14 protein-coding genes, 12 tRNA genes and 2 pseudogenes are annotated in these 23,571 nt (G+C 39.7%); 12 read left to right on the top strand and 16 right to left on the bottom strand.

What is annotated here, in order from left to right; translation table 11 throughout:
* Positions 1-15: 15 nt before the first annotated feature.
* A complete protein-coding gene (gene nth, locus AC6H44_RS05345; protein WP_500737877.1) occupies positions 16-648 on the top strand; it encodes an endonuclease III in 633 nt (210 codons plus the stop codon).
* A gap of 233 nt (positions 649-881) precedes the next feature.
* Here nth and eruA read toward each other — a convergent pair whose 3' ends face one another.
* Entirely contained in the window at positions 882-4,928 is a 4,047-nt protein-coding gene (gene eruA / locus AC6H44_RS05340) for an NACHT domain-containing antiphage protein EruA (protein ID WP_500737876.1), read from the bottom strand.
* Between the two features lie 418 nt (positions 4,929-5,346).
* On the opposite strand from eruA, the pseudogene AC6H44_RS05335 reads away from it, so the two are divergent.
* A pseudogene (locus AC6H44_RS05335) lies at positions 5,347-5,466 on the top strand (endonuclease III); the annotation flags it as partial.
* A 436-nt stretch (positions 5,467-5,902) separates the two neighbouring features.
* On the opposite strand, the gene AC6H44_RS05330 reads toward AC6H44_RS05335, so the two are convergent.
* Both AC6H44_RS05330 and AC6H44_RS05325 read right to left on the bottom strand, forming a co-directional pair.
* The gene (locus AC6H44_RS05330) at positions 5,903-6,346 is read right to left on the bottom strand and encodes a helix-turn-helix domain-containing protein (RefSeq protein ID WP_033102712.1); all 444 of its coding nucleotides are present in this window, start codon (positions 6,344-6,346) and stop codon (positions 5,903-5,905) included.
* Between the two features lie 9 nt (positions 6,347-6,355).
* A complete protein-coding gene (locus AC6H44_RS05325; RefSeq protein WP_500737875.1) occupies positions 6,356-6,697 on the bottom strand; it encodes a DUF4258 domain-containing protein in 342 nt (113 codons plus the stop codon).
* 262 nt (positions 6,698-6,959) lie between these two features.
* Between AC6H44_RS05325 and AC6H44_RS05320 the strand changes: the two are divergent.
* The 3 genes and pseudogenes from AC6H44_RS05320 to gloA all read left to right on the top strand — a co-directional run.
* Positions 6,960-7,189: pseudogene (locus tag AC6H44_RS05320) on the top strand (iron-sulfur binding domain-containing protein); the annotation flags it as partial.
* A 188-nt stretch (positions 7,190-7,377) separates the two neighbouring features.
* A complete protein-coding gene (locus AC6H44_RS05315) occupies positions 7,378-9,285 on the top strand; it encodes an aminotransferase class V-fold PLP-dependent enzyme (protein WP_500737874.1) in 1,908 nt (635 codons plus the stop codon).
* Positions 9,286-9,445: 160 nt separating this feature from the next.
* Positions 9,446-9,847 (top strand): lactoylglutathione lyase, encoded by a 402-nt coding sequence (gene gloA, locus AC6H44_RS05310; protein ID WP_500737873.1) that lies wholly within the window; start codon positions 9,446-9,448, stop codon positions 9,845-9,847.
* Between the two features lie 79 nt (positions 9,848-9,926).
* Here the strand turns inward: gloA and AC6H44_RS05305 are convergent, their stop codons facing one another.
* The 7 genes from AC6H44_RS05305 to AC6H44_RS05275 all read right to left on the bottom strand — a co-directional run bounded on the left by AC6H44_RS05305 (position 9,927) and on the right by AC6H44_RS05275 (position 11,741).
* Complete coding sequence (locus tag AC6H44_RS05305; protein WP_500737872.1) at positions 9,927-10,193, bottom strand: DksA/TraR family C4-type zinc finger protein; 267 nt, start codon at positions 10,191-10,193, stop codon at positions 9,927-9,929.
* 431 nt (positions 10,194-10,624) lie between these two features.
* Positions 10,625-10,700, bottom strand: a tRNA-Glu gene (locus AC6H44_RS05300).
* 119 nt (positions 10,701-10,819) lie between these two features.
* A tRNA-Glu gene (locus tag AC6H44_RS05295) sits at positions 10,820-10,895 on the bottom strand.
* 119 nt (positions 10,896-11,014) lie between these two features.
* Positions 11,015-11,090 (bottom strand) — tRNA-Glu (locus tag AC6H44_RS05290).
* A gap of 213 nt (positions 11,091-11,303) precedes the next feature.
* A tRNA-Glu gene (locus AC6H44_RS05285) sits at positions 11,304-11,379 on the bottom strand.
* Between the two features lie 172 nt (positions 11,380-11,551).
* Positions 11,552-11,627: transfer RNA gene (locus tag AC6H44_RS05280), tRNA-Glu, on the bottom strand.
* 38 nt (positions 11,628-11,665) lie between these two features.
* A tRNA-Ala gene (locus tag AC6H44_RS05275) sits at positions 11,666-11,741 on the bottom strand.
* Between the two features lie 754 nt (positions 11,742-12,495).
* Between AC6H44_RS05275 and AC6H44_RS05270 the strand changes: the two genes are divergently transcribed.
* The 7 genes from AC6H44_RS05270 to AC6H44_RS05240 all read left to right on the top strand — a co-directional run bounded on the left by AC6H44_RS05270 (position 12,496) and on the right by AC6H44_RS05240 (position 15,799).
* A tRNA-Val gene (locus AC6H44_RS05270) sits at positions 12,496-12,571 on the top strand.
* Between the two features lie 167 nt (positions 12,572-12,738).
* Positions 12,739-12,814 (top strand) — tRNA-Val (locus tag AC6H44_RS05265).
* A 251-nt stretch (positions 12,815-13,065) separates the two neighbouring features.
* Positions 13,066-13,141 (top strand) — tRNA-Val (locus tag AC6H44_RS05260).
* A 132-nt stretch (positions 13,142-13,273) separates the two neighbouring features.
* Positions 13,274-13,349 (top strand) — tRNA-Val (locus AC6H44_RS05255).
* A 411-nt stretch (positions 13,350-13,760) separates the two neighbouring features.
* Positions 13,761-13,836 (top strand) — tRNA-Val (locus AC6H44_RS05250).
* 35 nt (positions 13,837-13,871) lie between these two features.
* Positions 13,872-13,947, top strand: a tRNA-Val gene (locus tag AC6H44_RS05245).
* Between the two features lie 214 nt (positions 13,948-14,161).
* Complete coding sequence (locus tag AC6H44_RS05240; RefSeq protein ID WP_500737871.1) at positions 14,162-15,799, top strand: response regulator; 1,638 nt, start codon at positions 14,162-14,164, stop codon at positions 15,797-15,799.
* Here AC6H44_RS05240 and msrB read toward each other — a convergent pair.
* The 6 genes from msrB to AC6H44_RS05210 all read right to left on the bottom strand — a co-directional run bounded on the left by msrB (position 15,796) and on the right by AC6H44_RS05210 (position 23,545).
* Complete coding sequence (gene msrB / locus AC6H44_RS05235; protein WP_500737870.1) at positions 15,796-16,236, bottom strand: peptide-methionine (R)-S-oxide reductase MsrB; 441 nt, start codon at positions 16,234-16,236, stop codon at positions 15,796-15,798. The two genes, AC6H44_RS05240 and msrB, sit on opposite strands and share 4 nt — an antisense overlap.
* Positions 16,237-16,369: 133 nt before the next feature.
* The gene (locus AC6H44_RS05230; protein WP_500737869.1) at positions 16,370-16,870 is read right to left on the bottom strand and encodes a DUF2919 domain-containing protein; all 501 of its coding nucleotides are present in this window, start codon (positions 16,868-16,870) and stop codon (positions 16,370-16,372) included.
* Positions 16,867-17,211 carry a DUF3392 domain-containing protein gene (locus AC6H44_RS05225; RefSeq protein ID WP_500737868.1) on the bottom strand — a complete coding sequence of 115 codons (345 nt, stop codon included), beginning with the start codon at positions 17,209-17,211 and terminating at the stop codon, positions 16,867-16,869. The genes AC6H44_RS05230 and AC6H44_RS05225 overlap by 4 nt, the downstream gene beginning before the upstream one ends.
* Positions 17,204-19,225, bottom strand: a complete 2,022-nt coding sequence (gene ligA / locus AC6H44_RS05220) for an NAD-dependent DNA ligase LigA (protein WP_500737867.1) — start codon at positions 19,223-19,225, stop codon at positions 17,204-17,206. Before ligA ends, AC6H44_RS05225 begins: the two co-directional genes overlap by 8 nt.
* 97 nt (positions 19,226-19,322) lie before the next feature.
* Complete coding sequence (gene zipA, locus AC6H44_RS05215; protein WP_500737866.1) at positions 19,323-20,069, bottom strand: cell division protein ZipA; 747 nt, start codon at positions 20,067-20,069, stop codon at positions 19,323-19,325.
* A gap of 74 nt (positions 20,070-20,143) precedes the next feature.
* Positions 20,144-23,545: a chromosome segregation SMC family protein gene (locus tag AC6H44_RS05210; protein WP_500737865.1), complete on the bottom strand. Its 3,402-nt coding sequence runs from the start codon at positions 23,543-23,545 to the stop codon at positions 20,144-20,146.
* Positions 23,546-23,571: the final 26 nt, after the last annotated feature.

Genomic DNA, 23,571 nt, shown 5'->3' with positions numbered 1-23,571 from the left:
GTGCGTTTAAGTTGTATGAATAAAGAAAAACGTCACCAAATACTTTCGCGCCTGCGCGAGCAAAACCCACACCCTGAAACCGAGCTTGAATACTCAAGCCCGTTTGAGCTACTGGTTGCGGTAACGCTATCAGCACAAGCAACAGACGTTGGCGTCAATAAAGCCACGCGTAAGCTCTTTCCGGTTGCCAATACGCCACAAGCCATTTTAGATTTAGGCCACGACACACTGCGTGATTACATAAAAACCATCGGTTTGTTTAATTCTAAAGCTGCCAATGTGTACAAGATGTGCCAAATATTGGTGGATAAGCACAACAGCATAGTCCCTGAGAATCGCGAAGCCCTAGAAGCCCTCCCCGGCGTTGGCCGTAAAACCGCTAACGTAGTCCTAAATACGGCCTTCGGCTGGCCGACAATAGCCGTAGACACCCATATTTTCCGTGTTTCAAACCGAACCAAACTGGCTATGGGCAAAGACGTGGTTGCAGTTGAACAAAAACTCGAAAAAGTGATCCCCAAAGAATTTAAAGTCGATGTACATCACTGGCTTATTTTACATGGTCGTTATGTTTGTACAGCCCGCAAACCAAAATGCGGTTCATGTATTATTGAAGACTTGTGTGAGTTTAAAGATAAGATAGAGTAAATTAGTGACTGCTTTGAGTGGATAGTGGATAGTAGATGCTGGCAAAATCGATTTGAGCATGTTCAATGCAAGTTCTGACCCTCTTTATTCATCAAAGGCTATTAAATTAACGAAAAAGTCCAAATAAATTTATCATAATTCACAAAGGTAAAGCTTAAAAATGCTCGATAAAATTAACGCAATTAGATTCTACAATTACTGAGCGAGCAATAATTGTCCGCCAAAGTCATAGATCAAGATCGAGATACATCTAAAACGAAAACATCAATAAACCCCTTTAATTCTAGCGGTAACGTTTGCTCAATAGACTCTTTTAACTCTTCTGCATTTGTTATATGACCTGCCTTCCGACCTGCTACTTTTACATTAGTACCAAACCAAATAGCAAGATAAATTCCCTGTTTTTCTGCATCAGGGTGAATTGAATATCGCTCATAAAGCTGAGTAGAAGCTGCTGAATATAGTTCTTTATGCCATTGCCCTTTAGCTTCAACAACAACTAAACGTCTTTTACCTTCAATTACTTTAGCTGCGGTAAAATCAATCCTATTTTGATTTTTAGTCTGAAACTCTGATTTAATAGTAATACTTTGGGGGGTTAGTACCGTGCTTAGGCGCTCTGCAATGATTACAACTGAACGTACCTCATCTAAATGCACATCTTTTAATGATTTATCTTTAGTATAGAAACGATCTGCAACGTTAAACTCTCCACCGTCAATTTCTTTCTGATAATTTTGTAATTCTTGAATCACTAATTGTCGTAAGCCTTCAACCGTAACCACAGAATTATTATCCAATAAGTCGACTATTTTCGCGGCTGATGGGGTCTCGAAGCTTATCAGCGCCTTTTTCCTCAGTTGCTCTGCTTGTATGCTTTTTAAGTCTCTATGGATATCAGAAAAATCAGACTTTAATAAGAGTCGATTAAGCACGGGTATCGCTTCATCAGGATTATCTTTACCTATGTCCCAAATAATATCTGTAAGAAACCTATAGGCTGTTTCTTCATCAGAGCTTTCTGTTCCCCAACTGCCCGGTAAGTATACCTTCGGCCACTTATCAAAAAAGGCTTCGAGAATAGCTTCCAATTTACGAGAGGTTAGTTCTGGCCAATGTGGATAATCGCCTCGATTCATTCGACTCGAATAGTTATTAAATATAAAAACTGAATTTTTCTCCGACTTAAGCCAATTAAAATAAGGCTCTGCCTCTTTTATACTTAAAAAATAAAAAGCTCGAACAAACCAAAATTGACATCTTTTTACAAGAACTTCATAATTTTTAGGCTGTGGATATTCTAATAATAAATGCGAACAACGCTTAAGAATTATGTTGTTTAACTCTTCACGATCACCATGCTGTACTGCAATTTTAAAAAGTGAACTCAATGCATTGGACTCAAGCTCTTCAAAGTGATTAAGCCACTCTATAGATAAGGTTGCTCGTAAAGAGCCAAATACTTCGTCAGATTCTAATAAATGAACGGCGGGAAAAGAACATTTAGGTTCGGCTAATTGAGGCTCAACATATTGACGGAGAAATAATTCAGCAGACTTTATATCAGGGAAAATCAACCGATCTACTTCGGCTTTCAGCGCACTCATTTCATTTTCACTAACACCAGAGTAACTAATGTTAAAATATGTTTTCAGAGCTACTAAGAATAAATGTTTTATACTGTTTAAATTACCATTTAAACGCATGATTTCTATACAAGCTGCTACAACTATGATTTCAATATTATAGAAGTAAGATGAACATTTTCTTACTGCTAGCTCTTGTATATTAGGAACTTCAGGCTCAATGAAATCAAAGCAATTTCTCAAGGAGTTTCGAACAATATTTTCATCGCCGAATGCCAGCTTTATATCTTCAGGGTGATTAAGAATATACTCAGAAAACTGAACTAAAAACGACCAATGTTTGCCACCTTCAATTAACTCACGATTTTCATTAATGTACTTTATGTTCTCGGTGTGAACAGCATGCTCTTTTTTTTCATAGCGCTTAACTACTCTACGATCTCTTACTCTCCACTCGCGATCATCATTCTTAATTCGTATATTATATTGTCTATTTAATGAGGCCCATTTAGCCATAAATTTTGGCTTTAGAGATGCTTGTTTTCGCATATGACAACGTAGGCTATTAGGACCTTGAGCTTCTGAGTGATAATGATATTTATGGTGCTCCATAAAACTCGACCATAACTCAGCATTATCACGCTCAAACGCTAAATCAACGATGAATTGATAATCTTCAACTTTAAAAGCAAGCCCAGCATGTGACTCTCGGCTTGAGAATTTTTTCCACTTGGTTTGAGCAATCTGTTCACGGTCGGTCAGTTCACCAAATACATGAGAAATAATACCTTGGCGTAAGCAATTATCTTCGCGCAAATAATTTACCGAAGCTATCTTTCGGGTACTATTTTGTCCATGAAAATTTAAACTTTTAATCCATTGCCAAATCTGTGATGGGTCATGAGGTGGTTTAGCTACTTCAAAGTAACGATCTAACAAGTGACCAATAATTTTACTTATTCCTGTTCGGCAATCACATTCAAACGCTCTTTTTCCGCAGGTGCAAGCCAAGCCTTTGCTTAAGGAATTTAAAAGCGCTTCGGTAGTCTGTAAACTCAAACAAGACACTAACCCATTAATGAAGTAACGGCGCCCTATGGTTCGCTCAAAACCTTTTTTATAACTTGGATATAAGTTAACGCAACTATTAAAGAAGTCTTCTAATTCAGTAGAAGTGAGCTTCTCAGGGTCATAATATTTGATAATATCAGCTGCTATAGCTAAAGAAGAGTAAGTACCTTCTACAATCAAATGCTTTAAGTCGGAATGAAAGTCATAGGCATCTAAACCTAGCACACAGGTATTAGCTAACATCCTTGTGTTTTTATTTTCATTAGGATCTAAAATAATCTGACGCAATTCTGCTTCTAGCCATTTTAATTCTTTAGTTCCAGCTAAGAGCTCAAGTAATAAATCTCGTAAATCACCATCACTTTCACCGGAGATAATTGGCTTGAGATCTTCTATCACTTCTTGTGTAAAAAAACCCACGACGTTGAATTTTCGCCATGAATCATTCCGTCTAAAATAAGGGTCACTAGCTTCAATTTCTTTTAATTTTGATAATAGAAGTTGTTTTGATGATGGTTCTAGTTGAGAAGGATCTCCGTTTGCCAGCACAGCATAGGGATCAAGTTCAATTATTATCTTTTCTATTAATTTATTACCCAAGGATGCCATCCAACCAAGCAGTCCCCGTAACTCATCTCTCACTGTCGAGTTAGGTGCAATAATAGACACACATTGAGAGATAGTTAAAGGGTCTGATGACATAAGAATACGCTTGACTAGATAATCAGCAGCACAGTATTCGGCAACCATTTTATGAACTGGTCTATGCTGATCTGCATTGTCTCCAGGCTTAAAAAGGCGTGTTGCCAAAAGACTACCTATATCTAAATCGCTAGTGTTTAATAACGAACCAAGTATGGGGTACATCCGACTTTCATTAACTTCATTGATTCCTATTCCCTCGGAACCAGATAAGAGGATTTTTGCAAATATTTCGGATGAAATGTCTACTTTACTCTTGGTTGAGAACTTAGGGCTTGGCGTTACACTTTGATTAGTCTCTTTCGCTAAGTGAATAATGGCTTGAGTGAAAATAGAACGCTTATCCGTAAAATGACCATTACTTTCTATATAAGCATCTGCAAACAACTTTAGAAACTGTGGGTTAGGTAAAAGTGGATCTAAAGAAAATCGGGAAACTTCAGCCTTAAATGCTACAAAGCTATCTTGAGAGGTATGATGGAAAAAAATATCTCGTTGTTCAGATTCATTAAATTCACATAGCCTAGCAATGATAGGTTTTCGACCAAAAAACTCTTCAAATATATTTGTTGTGGAGGTATTCCATTCACTGGATCTACTTGAGATGACTATGTGACTTGGGTTCGCATCTGAAGCATTAGCGAGTAATTGATAAATACCTGATTGGTCAATTTTTGATAACTCATCAAAAGCATCAATTACAAGAGCCTTGTTAGACTGATTAGAAGTTCTGTAACGAAATACATTTGCAGTAATTTCTTTGACTGCTAACTGTTTAGCCAAGCTTTTTATAAGTTCAGTCTTCCCTGCCCCAGGCTCAGCCAAAACAACAATATATTTAGAGGCTTGTAATAAATCAGCCTCGGTATATCTTTGGTCATCACTAAAAAGTGTACGCTTAAGGTAAAGAGGCTGATTCATAAGGAGAAGTATGATCTAGGTAAGGATTAGAATATCAAAACTTTATCACATGAATTCATATATTCTAAATAGTTACATTTAAAGATAGCTAATATGCATATTTTCTCCAACTTTGATCACGAAAATCATTCAATAATGATCACTTTTTGGCCAGTTCCGAATCTTGTCTTCAGGCACCATATTACTGACCAGCTGTCCTGAGCTTATTTAAGACAACCGATAATGCTAAATATTTGTGCTAATTGGTTGGGTATTGTTTCGTTGGGTTTCGATATATTCACCCCAACTTACGTCGCTTAATTTAACACTGAGCAAAATTAAAGCTAAATTTAGACTTCACATCACGTTACTGATTGTGTGCTACTGGTGCAAATCAGCCTTGTGCAATTAGACATATTTTATATCTACTATAATTATCTTCGGGTGGCCCACTATCGCTGTAGACACCCATATCGAACGCGTATCAAACCGCACAAAGTTTGCTGTGGGTAAAGACGTGGTTGAGGTTAAGCAAAAACTTGAAAAAATGATCCCAAAAAATTAATTTCACAAGTCTCAATCCTTTAGTTACAAAACCAGCAGGGTCATGCAAAACCAGCAGGGTCAGGTCTTGCATCTTGCCTTTTACGATAAGAAGCAAAAAGAAAGACCTGACCCTGACGATATGATTAAAAATATTAACTGATTGATTTTAAACAACTACCTAGAAGCTTACTCGCTCTGCTTTGGGTAACTTCCGTAGATCGCTCAAATTCAACTCTAAAGCATTTACTCTAAACTGTTTTGGGACTGAAATGTTTCACCCCGAACAGGCTGAAACAAAATTGGACAATAATGACGATGAGGATCGTATTATCGTGTCTTCATATAAATTAGTACGAAATACGAACCACAAACTATCTAGCATTGCTTTAAGATGAATAGAAGCCAAAAAGCCGACTTAATGTCGGCTTTTTGGCTGAGTAGTTTAAGGCTTAGCTTTCTACTTCTTCCCAATGGTTTTCGATTTCTTCTAGGCGAATTACTTTTGCAGCTTCCTCAGCTTCAGTATCCGACAGTAAATCAAGAAAATAACTTACGGGATTATTTTTTTCTTGGCTTTCCATATACAAAGCTCTTAAAGCAGCATCTGTAGTACGTGGAATTTTTGTTTGACCTTTCTCATAACGTGCAATTGTCTGTTCATCCACACCAAAACGTGTCGCAAGCATTTTTTGAGAAACATTCATTTCAATACGTAAAAATTTAAATTCCTCATACGCAAGAGGTCTGTTGCTGTCTACAACAGCCTGTGCTATTGCGCTATGAAGTCCGTTCATATCATCAATACTTGTATATTCTTCACCATCAATTTCTTCAACGGTAACACCATTTTTTAGATACACGTTTGATAAACCGCTTTCAGTATAATGGTACATATCAACCTCTTAATCTATCCATACAGTTACTAAAACTGACATAGGACTGTCATGATGATTCTTAAGTGCAACAGTCAACTCAATAACTTTGCCCGCTGCTAAACCTTTCAAGTTAAATTTCCAATCTCCAGAGGCCTCAGGGTATGGACCCTCTCTGAACACCGAATGTTTACTCTTAAGTAGAGTAATTACTTGTGCTGTAGTAACCCCTCGTTCATGCATGCGTTGTTTAACATGCTTGCTCCATCGAATCCTGTGGGTATAATTCTCTGCCAGATCATTCATTATTTTTCTGGCGGTTCCCTCTGTAAGAGGGAATTCTTTAACACCTTGTGGATTATTTTCAACCATGAAACACCTATCAACCTGATACCTATCATTTTGATAGGAAGACAACGTGTTGTCAACTATTACTTGAAAAAACTCTAAACGAACTTACTGTCGCCGTCAGCAAAAACAACCCACTACCACCTTCAACTGAAGGGTGAGTTTCTTTCCTAACTCATCTTGGGGCAAAAATGAGTTAGAGCCGACTATATATGGCACAAATCAACCTAGCCTTGTGCAATTAGACATATTTTATATCTACCTTTATTACCCTCCTGCTAGCCCTGTAGGAGTAGACACCCATATCGACCGCGTATCAAACCGCACTAAATTTGCTATGGGTAAAAATGTAGTTGAGGTTGAACACAAGCTTGAAAAAGTGATCATAAAAGAATTTAAAGTAGACGTACACCACAGGCTTATTCTTCACGGGCGTTATACCTGTGTGGCCCGCAAACCAAAATGCGGTAGCTGTATTATTGAAGACTTGTGGAGTTTAAAGAAAAGACTGATTAGATAAATACCAAAATCTATCAATAGCACAGGCTCATTTTTCGATATCCTTTAACTAAGTTTGAATAAAATCTTTTTATACGAATAAATGTATTAGCAATTATTGGAACATTTTCAGAGTATTAATTTCACAAGTCTCAATCCTTTAGTTATGCTATTGAACATTATGAAATTTTATTACGAGAATTGCTATGCTACCTATACTTCGTATTTTGTTAATTGAGCAAGATCCCGCCACCTTACAAGAGCTTTCAACGAATCTGTCGAAAACCATTGTCAATTTTGAGCGAGATGATATTCATATCGATATTATTGAGCGTCTTGAGCTAAAACACGCGTTGGATATTGTTGAGGAAGATGGCGATATTCAGGCCGTGGTGCTTAGTTGGGATGTACAAAACAAAGGCGAAAAAACCTATAGTCGCTTTATTGAGCAGTTAAAAGCAATTCGTCTTGAGTTGCCGGTTTATGTGATTGGCGACGACACGAAGGGACTGGAGATCGTAAACGAGTCGGAGGAGATAGAGTCTTTCTTTTTTAAAGATGAAGTAATCTCAGATCCAGAAGCTATTTTGGGCTATATGATCAACGATTTCGATGACCGCTCAGAAACACCATTCTGGACGGCGTATCGCCGTTATGTTGGCGAAGCAAACGATTCGTGGCACACACCGGGGCACAGTGGCGGTTCTAGCTTTAGAAATTCGCCTTATATTAAAGATTTTTATCAGTTTTATGGCCGCAATGTCTTCGTTGGCGACTTGTCGGTGTCAGTCGATTCGTTAGGTTCATTATCAGACAGCACCAATACCATTGGTCGTGCGCAAGAATCGGCCGCGGCAACATTTGAGGTAAAACACACCTATTTTGTTACCAATGGCTCGTCTACCTCAAATAAAATCATCTTGCAAACACTGCTGCGCAAAGGCGATAAAGTGATTATCGACCGCAATTGTCATAAATCTGTGCACTATGGCATTTTACAATCAGCGAGCTTACCCATTTATTTGTCGAGTATTTTAAACCCTAAATATGGCATTTTCGCGCCACCGTCGTTAGCTGACATCAAACAAGCAATCGAGGAAAATACCGATGCTAAATTGCTGGTTCTCACTGGTTGCACCTACGATGGCCTGCTAAGCGACTTAAAACAAGTGGTCGAGTTTGCCCATCAACATGGGGTTAAAGTGTTTATCGACGAAGCCTGGTTTGCATACTCTCTTTTTCATCCTAGCTTACGCTATTATTCTGCGATTCATGCTGGGGCTGACTATGTGACCCACTCAGCGCATAAAGTGGTCTCGGCGTTTTCTCAGGCGTCTTATATTCATGTCAACGATCCCGATTTTGATGCCGATTTCTTTCGCGAGATTTACAGTATTTACGCCAGTACATCGCCAAAATATCAGCTTATCGCATCGCTTGACGTGTGCCAAAAGCAGTTAGAGATGGAAGGCTATAAGTTACTCAATGCCTTGTTAAACCATGTGGACGAATTTAAACAACAAATGGCCTCGCTCAAGCATATTAAAGTGCTAGGTAAGCAAGACTTTATGGAAATATTTCCGCACTTTAGTGGCGACAACATGGGCCATGATCCGCTAAAAATTCTCATCGACATTAGTCAATTGCCTTATTCATTAAAGGATATCCATAAATTCCTGCTGGATGAAATTGGCCTAGAAATAGAAAAGTACACTCACAGCACCATTTTAGTGTTACTGACGCTTGGCGGCACGCGCTCAAAAATAATTCGTCTTTATAATGCGTTGAAAAAGCTCGACAGCGGTAAGGTAAAGCTGTCAACGTCGACAAGGCGCTCCCGCTTACCGGAGAATTTACCAGCCATAGATTTGGCGTGTATTCCTAGCGATGCTTTTTATGGTGAGCGCGAGTCTGTGCCTATTAGCAAAAGCAACAACCGTATTTGTGCCGGTTTAGTTACCCCCTATCCACCGGGCATTCCACTGTTAGTGCCTGGGCAGCATATTACTGAGGAACATATAGACTACCTGAAAGAGTTAGCAGGACAAGGGCTAACGATTCAGGGAAGTTTTGATGGTGAAATTTATGTTCTTAAGGGCAAGGTTAACAAGTAAAAGTATTCTTATTATAAACACCAATGACAACGATACTGTGCTGCTCACAGAAATAATTTATAATCGGATCATTGGTATTTTAACAGCGCAGCAATAGCTTCGGTGTCGCTACGCTATCAAAAATTTATGTGAATTTAAAAGCAAAATCAAGGGGATTTAAATGCGTTTACTACACACCATGTTACGGGTGGCTGATCTAGATAAATCAATTGCGTTTTACACGCAAGTACTCGGCATGAAAGAGCTGCGCCGCGCTGATAACGAAGAATACCGTTATACCCTCGCCTTTGTAGGCTATGGCGATGAAAAAGACACGACAGTACTAGAGCTTACTTATAACTGGGATACCGACAGCTACGATTTAGGTAATGCCTATGGGCATATTGCCATTGAGTTTGATGATATTTACAAAGCCTGTGCTGATATCAAGGCCGCTGGCGGTAACGTTAGCCGTGAACCTGGGCCTGTAAAAGGCGGCACCACAGAAATCGCCTTTGTGAAAGACCCTGATGGCTACTCAATTGAGTTAATTCAGAAAAAAGAAAATATGAGTAAATTTTAGTAAATATATTTAATCAGTTTGCTAACCCACTTTTTATTTCTCTGATAAGGCATTAAAAAAGGTGCTGTATGCACCTTTTTTATCGTAATTGACTGTCTTTACTGCCACGTCGGTTTAAACTTTTAGAAAGCATGCCTTTACTTTCTAGTTCAGCTTGGCAGCTTACACAATACTTAACACCAGGTAACGCGAGCCTTCGTGCTTGTGGTATTGGCTCATCGCATTCTTCACATAACTCTGCACTGGCTCCAGAAACTAAATTACTTCTAGCATATTGCACAGCATCATTAACACTAGCATCAATTTGATCTTGAATTGCACCATCTCGCGCCCATCCACTTGCCATAAACCCTCCTCATTCTTTGGAAGTTTTATGTAGATTAACAAGTAGAATATTTATAAGCCCTGAATAAAAAACACAGATACTTTTCATTAAGTCTTTTTGAGGTTGAATAATACTTGAGTGGATATCGTGACTTTAGGCTTTGATAAACCTAAATATTTAATTTAGAGAGGTATTTTATAGACGAACGTAAGAACTACTTGAACAGATAGTTTTTTATTTTAAAAACATATACCTACTCTAGAAATAGTAAGTGGCGTCGCCAAGAGATTAGTACTCTTGTTAACGTCGTGCATAGAGAGTGCGGTGTCACACTGCTTTATACATCACTTAAAATAATTAAGTGGCGTCCCCAAGAGATTAGTACTCCTGTTAACGTCGTGCATAGAGAGTGCGGTGTCACACTGCTTCATACATCACTTAAAATAAGTAAGTGGCGTCCCCAAGGGGATTCGAACCCCTGTTACCGCCGTGAAAGGGCGGTGTCCTAGGCCTCTAGACGATGGGGACGCAGAAATTAGTTTGCAAATCACTGATTTGCTTTTTCTGTGTCACTAGGACAACTGAATGGTTTAACTCGTTTCAGGCGAGCTGCTTCATAACACTGCACTGACTATAAAAATAGTAAGTGGCGTCCCCAAGGGGATTCGAACCCCTGTTACCGCCGTGAAAGGGCGGTGTCCTAGGCCTCTAGACGATGGGGACGCAGAAATTAGTTTGCAAATCACTGATTTGCTTTTTCTGTGTCACTAGGACAACTGAATGGTTTAACTCGTTTCAGGCGAGCTGCTTCATAACACTGCACTGACTATAAAAATAGTAAGTGGCGTCCCCAAGGGGATTCGAACCCCTGTTACCGCCGTGAAAGGGCGGTGTCCTAGGCCTCTAGACGATGGGGACGCAGAAATTGATTTGCAAATCACTGATTTGCTTTTTCTGTGTCACTAGGACAACTGAATAGTTTAACTCGTTTCAGGCGAGCTTTCTTAATAACACTGCACTTGCCTATTTAAAATAAATAAGTGGCGTCCCCAAGAGATTAGTACCCTTGTTAACATCGTGCATAGAGAATGCGGTGTCACACTGTTTTATGCGTTACTTAAAATAAGTAAGTGGCGTCCCCAAGGGGATTCGAACCCCTGTTACCGCCGTGAAAGGGCGGTGTCCTAGGCCTCTAGACGATGGGGACGCAGAAATTGGTTTGCAAATCACTGATTTGCTTTTTCTGTGTCACTAGGACAATTGATAAGTTTAACTCACATCCTGAGCTTTAAGGTAATGGCGTATAGTACAAATAAAGACTCGAGCTTTATGTGTTACGCTATTTTCTCGGTAAAACCGCTTTTAACTAAAAAGTTAAGTGGCGTCCCCAAGGGGATTCGAACCCCTGTTACCGCCGTGAAAGGGCGGTGTCCTAGGCCTCTAGACGATGGGGACACAGAAAACTGCTACCCTAGGACAAACACACTATAAATTGGTGGAGCTATGCGGGATCGAACCGCAGACCTCTTCGCTGCCAGCGAAGCGCTCTCCCAGCTGAGCTATAGCCCCAATTTATTTTGCTAAACACTGCGCAGTTAAACCGTGCTGTGTATCGCTGAGTGCGGGGCGCATTCTATGCATCCACCAAAATAATGTCAACATTTTTTTCAGTAACTTTATTCAAAAGGTTTAATTTTCAGCAAACTGAATAACGAATAAACTGCATTGCTCGAAATACATGCAAAGCTACTGTTTCGAAACAAAATTTAAAGCTTTAACGCCAAGAAACAAAGTTACCTTGATTGTTTAAGCGGCTCTACCCTACAAACTAATATGTTATACATTTATATGCAAAATAAAGTCACTTTGTTTTTGGGTGATTTTCAGCCAATTATTCGTAAGTATGAGAACCATAGCCAATGATGAGTAGCTCCCCTGCCCTAGTTAAGCAAATTATCAAAAGTACTGATAGCCAGGAGTAAACTATTACACGCACGGATTGAAATAATACTTCATAAAATACGCAAAGTGATTTCACTTATGTAGTATAAACAGCGGATTGGTTATAAAACATTCTAAATAAAGGTTCATTGATTATAAAAGCTGCATCTAAAACATTTTTACTCATTCAAGTGTTGACACATTTACAACTCTATCTATAATAGCGCCCCACAACAACGCAGCAATGGGTTGTTGTTAAGATGTGGGTAATTAGCTCAGTTACAAGAAAAGAGAGCATCACCGCTATTTACAAGTAACGGCGAGGTTCACTGGTTAAAGTCCAGTGCTATTTATTTTAATAATAGTGTTTTAATTTATATGTGGGTGATTAGCTCAGTTGGGAGAGCATCGCCCTTACAAGGCGAGGGTCACTGGTTCAAGTCCAGTATCACCCACCACATATAAAAATTTATTATATAAATAGTTACATGTTTAAATTTGTAATGTGGGTCGTTAGCTCAATTAGAAAAGAAGAGAGCATCACCGCTATTTGCAAGTAACGGCGAGGTTCACTGGTTAAAATCCAGTACTATTTACTTTAATAGTCGCGTTTTAATTTATATGTGGGTGATTAGCTCAGTTGGGAGAGCATCGCCCTTACAAGGCGAGGGTCACTGGTTCAAGTCCAGTATCACCCACCACATATAAAAATGACTATTATATTAATAGTTGCAAAAATAGAGAGCGTAACCATTTTTTATAAGAAATGGCGAGGCTAACTGGTTGAAGTCCAGTACTATTTACTTTAATAATAGTGTTTTAGTTTGTAATATGGGTCGTTAGCTCAGTTACAAGAAAAGAGAGCATCACCGCTATTTACAAGTAACGGCGAGGTTCACTGGTTAAAATCCAGTACTATTTACTTTTAATAGTCGCGTTTTAATTTATATGTGGGTGATTAGCTCAGTTGGGAGAGCATCGCCCTTACAAGGCGAGGGTCACTGGTTCAAGTCCAGTATCACCCACCACATATAAAAATAACTATTATATTAATAGTTGCAAAAATAGAGAACATGACCTTTTTTTTACAAGATATGGCCACGTTCACTGGTTAAAATCCAGTACTATTAATTTTAATAATAGTGTTTTAATTTATATGTGGGTGATTAGCTCAGTTGGGAGAGCATCGCCCTTACAAGGCGAGGGTCACTGGTTCAAGTCCAGTATCACCCACCACATATAAAACTTGTTATTATACTAATAGTTATATTTTTTAAATTTGTAATATGGGTCGTTAGCTCAGTTACAAAAAAGAGAGCATCACCGCTATTTACAAGTAACGGCGAGGTTCACTGGTTAAAGTCCAGTACTATTTACTTTAATAGTCGCGTTTTAAGATTGTAATATGGGTCGTTAGCTCAGTTACAAGAAAAAAGAGCATCACCGCTATTTACAAGTAACGGCGAGGTTCACTGGTTAAAGTCCAGTACTATTTATTTTAATAGTTGCGTTTTAAAATTGTAATATGGGTCGTTAGCTCAGTTACAAGAAAAGAGAGCATCACCGCTATTTACAAGTAACGGCGAGGTTCACTGGTTAAAGTCCAGTACTATTTACTTTAATAGTTGCGTTTTAAAATTGTAATATGGGTCGTTAGCTCAGTTGGGAGAGCATCGCCCTTACAAGGCGAGGGTCACTGGTTCAAGTCCAGTACGACCCACCATTTTTTAAAATGGTGCATATTACAAAAATCTAAATGGGTGATTAGCTCAGTTGGGAGAGCATCGCCCTTACAAGGCGAGGGTCACTGGTTCAAGTCCAGTATCACCCACCATTTAGATATTCTTTATCAAACAGTTCCTCTCCTCAATTTTCAGAAAACCAATATTACCAACCACATGCCAAAAATTTATATATTACGAATTTTATAATCTTCTAAATCATTTTGCTTAATAAGCTCCCATCTTCGATGGCTAATCTTTAAATTACCTTGTAAGCGTCTAAACTGTTGATTATAGTCTGTGTTAAATTTAATAACGCTTAAGCCAATGTCTAAGAATAATATTTTCTCAAAAGCCAAAGTATTGATTGTAGAAGAGCAACCACTTGCTCAAAGTTACATGAAACAGTCACTCGAAAAAATTGGCTTTGGGCATTTACGTTTTGCTGATCATGCCCTTGCGGCAAAAGAGCAATGCCTGCAAGAACAATTTGACTTAGTTATTTGCTCCTTTAATTTAAGCAAACGCCAAGATGGCTACCAGCTTTATGAAGAATTACGGGCTAAGGCACTAATTAAACACTCTACTGGGTTTATATTTACCTCAGCAGAAACAAGTGGAGAATTGGTACACAGTGTATTAGAACTTCAACCTGATGACTTTTTAGTAAAACCTTTTTCCGTACAAGAGTTAAAAGTACGTATAGAGCGTATTCTTAAGCGAAAAAACGATCTTATTGATATTTATACCTTAATTGATGATGGCAACCAATCTAAAGCATTGAAACAAATTAATGCTCAACTGGATAAAAGTAATAAATACAGCCCTATTCTACTAAGGCTAAAAGGTAATATATTACTGGCATTAAAACAAAACCAACAAGCGAAAGATTTTTTTAAATCTGTGCTTAATATTCAAAAATTTGCCTGGGCAAAAGTCGGGCTAGTCGAAGCCTTAATTGCTAACAATGAGCATATTTTGGCGCAACGAATGCTTAAAACCATGCTCGGGCGCAATGAAACCCGCCTAGTTGCATTAGACTTATTAGGTCGTTTAGAAATAAAGCTCAATCAATTTGAGTTAGCTCAAGAGTTTTTAAGTAAGGCGGCCCATATTGCCCCACGTAATATTCAACGCCAGAAATCTTTAAATACTGTCTCACTTATTAACAGGGACTATGAAACCAGTTATTTAACCCAAAAAGATATTGCGACTTATGCTAAGTATTCTATGCATGATAGCCCTGATATATATTTAAACGCTGCTCGCGCTGGTATCGATTTTGCTCTAACGACAGATCAAAGCGATCAAATAAATAGAATTACTCGACAAACAAATAAATATATTAATGAGCTGAAAACGCAGTTTCCAACCATTCATGCGCAAACACAAATCGATGTGCTTAACGCTCGACTTTACTACTTAAAAGACGAGCATAAAAAAGCAAAACAACTCATTGAACAACTTGATGACAACGACAGCCAAATACGATCGGTGGATGCCGCTCTTGATAAAGCTAAGGCTTTGCATGAACTAGGATTTCATCAAAAAGCACAAGCGCTATTTTCCCAGATCATTGATCATTGTGAACACCATCCTAGTGTCAGTGATGTAACTTATCTTCGCTATATTCAACAGCAACAAAGTGAAAGACGTGATATTAAAATGGGTCCAAAAGAGTTAAATAATCACGCGGTTAAACAATTTGAACGAGGCCAGCTAAATGTAGCTTTAGAGGCGTTTACCCAAGCATTTAGAGTAATGCCTCATAATCCCAGCATTGCACTTAACTTATTACAATGTTTAGTGGATAAAACAAAAAAACACAACGACTCATTTAACAGTATTCTTGCCAAAAAATGTCTTCAACTGCTAAAAAAATCGCCTTTACCCCAAGAGCAATCAGAACGTTTTGATAAGCTTTTAGCTATTGCTAAGGAGATGAAACTAGAAATTAGTGATTAAAGTTTTTTCATAGCCAATGCGTTTACGCAATAACGCAAACCGGAAGGAAGTGGACCATCAGGGAAAATATGCCCTAAATGCGCATCACACACGTTACAAACAACCTCAACTCGCTCCATACCATGGCTGTTATCCATTACATAACCCATTGCTTGCTCTGTCGCAGGTTGTGTGAATGAAGGCCAACCAGTACCGCTATCAAACTTTTCATCTGCGTCGAATAATAAATTATCACAGCACACGCATACGTACTTACCAGGTTCTAATAGTGTACAACTACTTGAACTATTTGGTCGCTCTGTGCCTTTTTTACGGGTGACGTAATATTGCTCTTCGTTTAACAGATCGCGCCATTGCTGATCTGATTTTACTACTTTTTTAACTGGTGATGGATTGCCATGGTTGGCAAAATTAACAATATTATTCCACTTTAACATCACAACCTCATTGTCTTATTTTATATCAATTAGCAGCTATTTCTTTTAACTATTGTTTGGTACGTCAGTGACTAATGTCACGATCAATGCTCTGTAAACACGCTATTCTTTTACATATAACGCACAGCCTCTATTACTTTTTATCTGTTGCTTTTTCTGTGGGGTCGGGCCAATCATTAAAAAACACGCCCAAATACCGACTTTTTGCCAAATACCACAACACCCATAATACAATCACCATTTGTACTGCTAAAAACAGTGAAAAGCGATAGTGGCTATGGGCTGCCTGAATGCTTAACCACGACAAGTCTATTAGCGCACAAGCAATGAGCGGCCAGCGCATATATCGCCAAATAAATGCTAACCGCTCAGAAGTTTGATGTGAATCTCGCGGTCGTCGCAGACAAAATATAATCGTGGGCACAATCGCCACTGCACCAATAGCTATGGCAATAAAAAAATCATTTTTTGTTTTAAAAAACAACGACATTAAATCAAGTTCAGGCCGGCGGCTCAGCGCAGCAATCACCCAAATAAAATAGCTACGCAGTAATACTAAAATACTCAAATGAAACGCTATTGGTGTACGATAGCTGCCATATTTATCCCAGTATTCAGGCCCATAACGGCTCACAACTGATTTTTCCTATCAGCAATAGTGCCCAAAATAAAAAACGCAGCCAATAATGTCAGCCCTAACCACTTAGTACCGAAAAAGAGCAAGGCTTTAGTTAGCAGCGGGCTTAACCACACCACTAACAAACCAAACCCAAACGCAGTGATCAACACAAAGCACATCACGCGAATGATAAAATGGCGTCTGGCAACTACTCTTTTGGTTAACTTTAAAATATCGTCTGCATAAAGCGATACCAAACATACCATTAAAAGCAGAGATAAGTGCGGTAGATAGCTTTGCAGCCACTGCCCTACATTAATTAACAACGAATTGAGCATATTAGTAAAATTAGCCATTATGTGTCTCTAACAAAGTAATTAAATTATCCTCTGTCAATATTTCTATACCGAGGTCTTGCGCTTTAGTCAGTTTAGAGCCAGCTTTTTCGCCCGCCACTAACGCATCGGTTTTTGCCGAAACACTGCCAGAGACCTTTGCACCTAATTGTTGTAGGCGCATTTTCGCATCATTGCGATTAAGCGTATTAAGCGTCCCAGTTAGCACATAAGTTAAACCCGCGAGCGGTTGCTCTTGCTCTGATGGTGCTGTTAACTGTGGCCAGTTAATGCCTTGGGCTATTAATTCATTTACTACCGTCAAGTTATGATCTTCAGTAAAAAAGCCGCGCACATGCTTTGCTACTATTTCACCCACATCGCTCACTTCAGTCAGTTGTTCAATGCTGGCATCGATTACGTTTTCAAGGGTTAAAAAATGATTCGCTAAGTTTTGTGCGGTAGCCTCACCCACTTCACGAATACCCAGTGAATATAAAAACTTTGCTAAGGTGGTGGTTTTAGCATCATCAAGCGCGGCAACTAAATTTTTAGCTGATTTTGGCCCCATTCGCTCCAAAGATTCAAAATGCCCCTGCTTTAAAATAAATAAATCAGCAGGCGTTTTAACAAGCTCTCGGTCAACCAATTGATCAACAATTTTATCCCCTAAGCCGTCAATATCTAATGCCTTACGTGAGGCAAAATGTTTAATCGCTTGTTTACGCTGTGCTTGGCACACTAAACCACCGGTACAGCGTGCAACAGCTTCACCTTCAATCCGTTCAATGTGCGAGTCACAAATGGGGCACATAGTTGGAAAAACAATCTCTTTTGCATCAATTGGGCGTTGCTCAACGACTACCTGAGTAATTTGTGGGATAACATCCCCTGCGCGGCGAATAATCACGGTATCGCCTACTTTAACGCCTAAACGGGCTATTTCGTCGGCATTATGCAGCGTTGCATTCGACACCGTAACACCACCAACAAATACCGGCGCTAATCGTGCTACTGGGGTAATTGCCCCTGTACGCCCTACTTGAAATTCAACACCTAACAATTGCGTTATTTCTTCTTGGGCTGGAAACTTATAAGCAATTGCCCAACGCGGTGCACGTGCTACAAAGCCTAAACGTTCTTGTAGGGCTTTTTTATTTACCTTAATAACTACGCCATCTATTTCATACTTTAGCTCGCTACGGCGCGTTAAAATGTCGTTATAATAGGCAAGCGCGGCCTTGGGCCCTTCAACTAGTTTGGTTTCTGGGCACAGTGGTAAACCCCAATCGGTAAGCTTAGCGAGTTGCTGGTAGTGATCTTCTGGTAGTGTGCCATCGGCAACGAGTCCCGTGCTGTAGGCATAAAACATCAGTGGCCGTTTTGCAGTAATTTTAGAGTCGAGTTGGCGTAAACTCCCCGCCGCCGCATTTCGAGGATTGACAAAGACTTTATCGCCACGCTTTTGCGCCGCTGCATTTAATTTTTCAAAACCCGCGCTATCCATAAACACCTCACCGCGTACTTCAAGCTCTTTTGGATAGTCATCGCCGCGCAGTTTTAATGGTACATTACGGATTGTTTTTACGTTTTGAGTAATATTTTCGCCAGTAAACCCATCGCCACGGGTCGCCGCTTGAACCAGTACTCCATCGCGATAAATAATCGATACCGCTAAACCATCCAGTTTAGGTTCACAGCAAAATGTAAGCTCGTCGGTGCTCATTAAACGCTCTTTAATGCGACGGTTAAACGCATTAAATTCATCCTCACCAAAGGCGTTATCAAGCGATAACATAGGCACTTGGTGCGCCACTTGCTCAAATTTAGCAAGTGCAGCCCCGCCTACTTTTTGAGTGGGTGAATCGGCGGTTAAAAACTCAGGATGCTGGGTTTCTAGTTCACTCAGTGTCCGTAACAAGCGGTCATATTCGGCATCGGGTATGCTGGGTGTATCAAGCACATAATAATTATAATTATGCTGCTCAAGCGTGGTACGAAGATGATTAATTTGCTCACTAATACTGCTTGCCATGTAAACCTCAAAAAAACATAAAAAAAGCCACTTTAATGAGTCGTCATTAAGTGGCTTATAAAACTCTTAACTAATTAGCTCTATACATAGAAGGTAGTTAAGCTGAAAAACGTCTCACTTTTTCAACATACTCACGCACACTATCAACCGTCATTTCTTCACGTTGTGAATCTAAAATAGTTGCACCAAATTCATCCGCTAACTTTTTAGCGGCGCTGTGCAACATATTAAATGCGCCAAGGCCATCACCATCACATGGTAAAGTCATAAATAAGCTTACCCCGGCGGTACTTAATTGTTCCATATTATCAATATCAAACGTGCCTGGGTTATACATATTAACCAGTCTAAATAAAACCGGACCTTGACCCGCAGGGTCTAAATGACGATTAAAAAAACCTTCTTCTGAATATTTAAAACCTAAAGTATTAACCGCTGGCAATAATTTACTGCCTTGCATAGTTAACCCTGCTGGCATTTGAATATGCACAATAACAAAGTCAGCCACCTCTTTAGGGGCGTCTTTTTGTGTGTCAGCGGTGTCTTCTGTCACCCCATCAAGCTCATCTTCACTCGGTGTATCCGCTATGCTGCTTTGTACTTGTGCCTCATCAGCGCTGAAGTTTAACTCACTCATTTGTGGCTCTTCTCGTTGCGCTAACATCGGTCCTTGTGACTCAGTATGAACAGGTGAGGGATGCCCTTCTTGCAATGGTTCAACTCGCTCGCTTGCAGGAAGTTCAGCATTCTCTTTTTTTCTTACTGACCACAAACCGTGTATTAATAAGCCACCAATGACAAATACACTAATCACAATTAAAACCCATCTTAATTCTTCGGCCATCCCCTCACCTTTTTATTATTAATATGCCTAATAGCCACTATTTTAGCTAAAAACACTAGCAAATGACCATAAAATTATGCATGTGCAAGTTGCACCGCCTGTTCAATATCCACAGCAACCATACGTGACACGCCGGGCTCTGCCATGGTTACACCCGTTAATCTACCCGCCATTTCCATTGCAATTTTATTATGGCTTATATAAATAAACTGCACAGATTGTGACATTTCTTCAACCAAACGGCAAAAACGACCCACATTGGCATCATCTAATGGGGCATCCACCTCGTCCAGCATACAGAATGGAGCTGGATTGAGCCTGAATATAGAAAACACCAATGATAATGCGCTCAGCGCTTTTTCTCCACCACTTAACAAATGAATTGTCGAATTTTTTTTCCCTGGTGGCCTTGCCATTATACTAACACCACTTTCGAGCAAATCGTCACTGGTTAATTCTAAATAAGCACTGCCGCCGCCAAATACTTTAGGAAAAAGCTGACCAAAATCGTGATTAACTTGATCAAAAGTAGACTTAAAGCGGGTTTTAGTTTCACGATCTATTTTATTAATCGCGCCTTCTAACGCATTTAGTGCTTGAGTTAAGTCATCAAGCTGATGATTTAAATAATCACTTCTTTGTTTTGCTTGTTCAAACTCATCAATGGCGGCAAGATTTACAGCCCCGAGTTGTTCTAACTGGTTACTTACTCCAGCCAGTTGATTTTGCGCTGCATTTAACGATAGCTCTGCTGGAAGCTCTGCTAGTACCTGTTTTAAATTTTGATTTAGCTCATCAAGAGGCTCAAGCACGGCTTGCGCTTTAATTAATACACTTTGCTCTTCAATACTCAGCTTTTGATGCTGCTCTTGTAATGCCACCAGCTCACTTTGTGTGCTTTTTAAACTCGCTTGTTTGCTTTGTAGTTGTTGTTTTGCTTGAGCTAGCTGTTGTTGCAAATTCGCAAGGGTTTGCTCACCTTGTTGGTGCTGTACTAATAATTGCTCAATACTTAGTGCAAGCTCTTGTTCAGGAATAAGTAACGCTTCAATCTGCTCTATTATCTCTTGCGCACCCTCTTCGGCACTAGTAAACGCCTGTACAGCATGGCTAAGTTTAGTTTGACTAAGCTGGTACTCACTACGCGCTTTTTGTTCGTTTAGGTTAGCTTGATGCGCTTGTGTTTTATATTGCTCTGCATTTTTAACCGCTTGTTGGTAACGCTCATCACTGTTTTTCCGCGTGGTGTCTGCTTGGCTAAGCGCTATCGCTAATATCTGTAACTGTTGTGCTAGCGCTTGATCTTTTATTTTTTGTTCGCTTAATGAATCGTTTAACCGTTGATGTTGGGTTATCAGCGGCTGTTGCTGCTGCTGTAATTTAATGACTTGTTGCTGATGTTGGCTCGCCTGCGCTTTGAGCATATCGCCACGTGTTGTCGCTACCGCTAATTGCTGCGCTAATTGGTGAATAGTTTCTTTGCGTTCATTTTGCTGATCAGTTAACAGCGTAACCTGGATTTGGCACTCTTTAAGCGTGGTTGTGGCGTCCTCTAATGCCCGTTGTTGCTGTACCAAGGTGGTTTCTTGTTGCCTAAGTTTTTTATGCATTAGCAATAAAGAATTCTCTGCATTTTTATTGCCACTCACATGCCAGTTTCGGCCATGTAACGCCCCTAGCTTATCTATTACCGCAACATAACTACTATCGTTAAGCGCACTTATATTGCCGCTTTCATCATAGGCAATATGATTTAATAACTCAGGATACACACCTGAGGTAATAAACGCGGCAACACTGTGTTTAGCGGCTGACTGCGAGTCGATTTCCCAGGTACTATTTTTCGCTTTACCTTGCGAAACATGTATATGCTCAAGTGATTTAAGTGCCTGTTCTACTAAGTATTCATAGCCTGACTTGACCGTTAACTGCTTAAATAAGGTTAAACTTTCATCGGTATTTTTTTCAAGTCCTAGCGTGGTTTTGAGCCCCGCTATTCCCGCTTTTAGTTCATTAACTTGCTGAGATAAATACTGCCAATCTTGTTGTACCTCGTCTAGGCGTTGCTGCTGTGTTGCTTGCACTGTTTTGCCTTTGCTGTGGGCTGTTTGTGCGTGCGCTAGCTGCTCAATCAGGGTTTGCCTGTGCTGCTGTTGCTGAGTTAATTGCTGCTCTATCTCACTGCGTTTTAACTCATCTATTTGCTCATCAAGCTGCGTTAGTTGTTGCTTAACATAACTGATTTCCTGTTCTGTATGTTTTACTGCACTTGCATGCGCTAGCTGCTGATTATTTAATTGTTGATAGTCTTCTGTTAGTGATTGCCACTGTGATGTGTCGGCATTTTTAATCTCCAGCAGCTGATTAACCTCATCGGTAAGTTCTATAACTTGCTCGCTACACATTAAATGATGCTCAATAGCCTGTTGCAAGCTGTCATCTAACTCTTGGCAGAGACTTTGTTGCTGTGTTTTGACTTCTTCACTTTGATTTTTTTGCTGCTCTAACTTTGCTAAATTTTGTTTCAGTGACAGCGTTTGTTGCTTAATGCTAATTTGCTGCTGTTCGTTGCGGGTCAATTCTGTATGAATATGGTGCTGCTGTTGCTGTACATCAGTGAGCTTATCTTGCTGGGCTTGGACTTGAGTTTCAAGGCTTGCCATTATGTCATCATGGCCTGAATGCGCGGTTTTAAAAAAACTGATTTGTTCATCCAGCTTTTTTATTTGCGCACTTTTATCGACTTGTTGTTGATGCAGTTTTTGCCATTTCAATACCGCTATTTGTCCTTTAAGTGTGCGCTCTTGAGTTTTAAGTTCGCGGTACTTTTTAGCCTCAACCGACTGCACCGCCAGTTTATCGAGTTGGCTTTGCAGCTCTTGGCGCACATCAAGCAGCCGCTCAAGGTTTTCTCGGGTACTTTTTATACGTGTTTGTGTTTCGCGGCGGCGCTCTTTGTATTTAGATACCCCCGCAGCCTCTTCTAAAAAAACACGTAGCTCCTGCGGTTTACTTTCAATCAAACGCGAGATCATCCCTTGCTCAATAATAGCGTAACTACGCGGCCCAAGCCCTGTGCCTAAGAATATGTCGGTAATATCACGTCTTCGGCATTTGCTGCCATTTAAAAAGTACAGTGATTGCCCATCGCGGGTTACTAAACGCTTTATAGCCACTTGGTTACGATCAGCAAAAGTATTGGGTAATTTCCCTTTCGTATTATCAAATATCAGTTCAACAGACGCTTGAGAGATAGGTTTACGGTTAGTGGAACCATTAAAAATAACATCGGTCATGGCATCGCCACGTAAATTTTTAGCTGAACTTTCACCAAGCACCCATCGCACCGCATCAATCACGTTCGATTTGCCACAGCCGTTAGGGCCAACAACACAGGTCATTTGATCGGGAAATGGAATTTTAGTGGGCTCTACAAAGGATTTAAAGCCCGCTAATTTTATAGTGCTTAAGCGCATCTGTTTGTTTTACCAATTTTTTATTT

This window comes from Pseudoalteromonas sp. TAP-3C, from assembly GCF_059888565.1.
The sequence above is the reverse complement of the archived record's forward strand: the minus strand, read 5'-3'. Positions and strand labels throughout refer to the sequence as shown.

What these genes read in the sequence shown, in the direction of transcription:
- nth (WP_500737877.1), top strand. Translation starts at nt 16, where the DNA reads ATGAATAAAGAAAAACGTCACCAAATACTTTCGCGCCTGCGCGAGCAA.
- eruA (WP_500737876.1), bottom strand. Translation starts at nt 4,928, where the DNA reads ATGAATCAGCCTCTTTACCTTAAGCGTACACTTTTTAGTGATGACCAA.
- AC6H44_RS05330 (WP_033102712.1), bottom strand. Translation starts at nt 6,346, where the DNA reads ATGTACCATTATACTGAAAGCGGTTTATCAAACGTGTATCTAAAAAAT.
- AC6H44_RS05325 (WP_500737875.1), bottom strand. Translation starts at nt 6,697, where the DNA reads ATGGTTGAAAATAATCCACAAGGTGTTAAAGAATTCCCTCTTACAGAG.
- AC6H44_RS05315 (WP_500737874.1), top strand. Translation starts at nt 7,378, where the DNA reads ATGCTACCTATACTTCGTATTTTGTTAATTGAGCAAGATCCCGCCACC.
- gloA (WP_500737873.1), top strand. Translation starts at nt 9,446, where the DNA reads ATGCGTTTACTACACACCATGTTACGGGTGGCTGATCTAGATAAATCA.
- AC6H44_RS05305 (WP_500737872.1), bottom strand. Translation starts at nt 10,193, where the DNA reads ATGGCAAGTGGATGGGCGCGAGATGGTGCAATTCAAGATCAAATTGAT.
- AC6H44_RS05240 (WP_500737871.1), top strand. Translation starts at nt 14,162, where the DNA reads ATGTCTAAGAATAATATTTTCTCAAAAGCCAAAGTATTGATTGTAGAA.
- msrB (WP_500737870.1), bottom strand. Translation starts at nt 16,236, where the DNA reads ATGTTAAAGTGGAATAATATTGTTAATTTTGCCAACCATGGCAATCCA.
- AC6H44_RS05225 (WP_500737868.1), bottom strand. Translation starts at nt 17,211, where the DNA reads ATGGCTAATTTTACTAATATGCTCAATTCGTTGTTAATTAATGTAGGG.
- ligA (WP_500737867.1), bottom strand. Translation starts at nt 19,225, where the DNA reads ATGGCAAGCAGTATTAGTGAGCAAATTAATCATCTTCGTACCACGCTT.
- zipA (WP_500737866.1), bottom strand. Translation starts at nt 20,069, where the DNA reads ATGGCCGAAGAATTAAGATGGGTTTTAATTGTGATTAGTGTATTTGTC.
- AC6H44_RS05210 (WP_500737865.1), bottom strand. Translation starts at nt 23,545, where the DNA reads ATGCGCTTAAGCACTATAAAATTAGCGGGCTTTAAATCCTTTGTAGAG.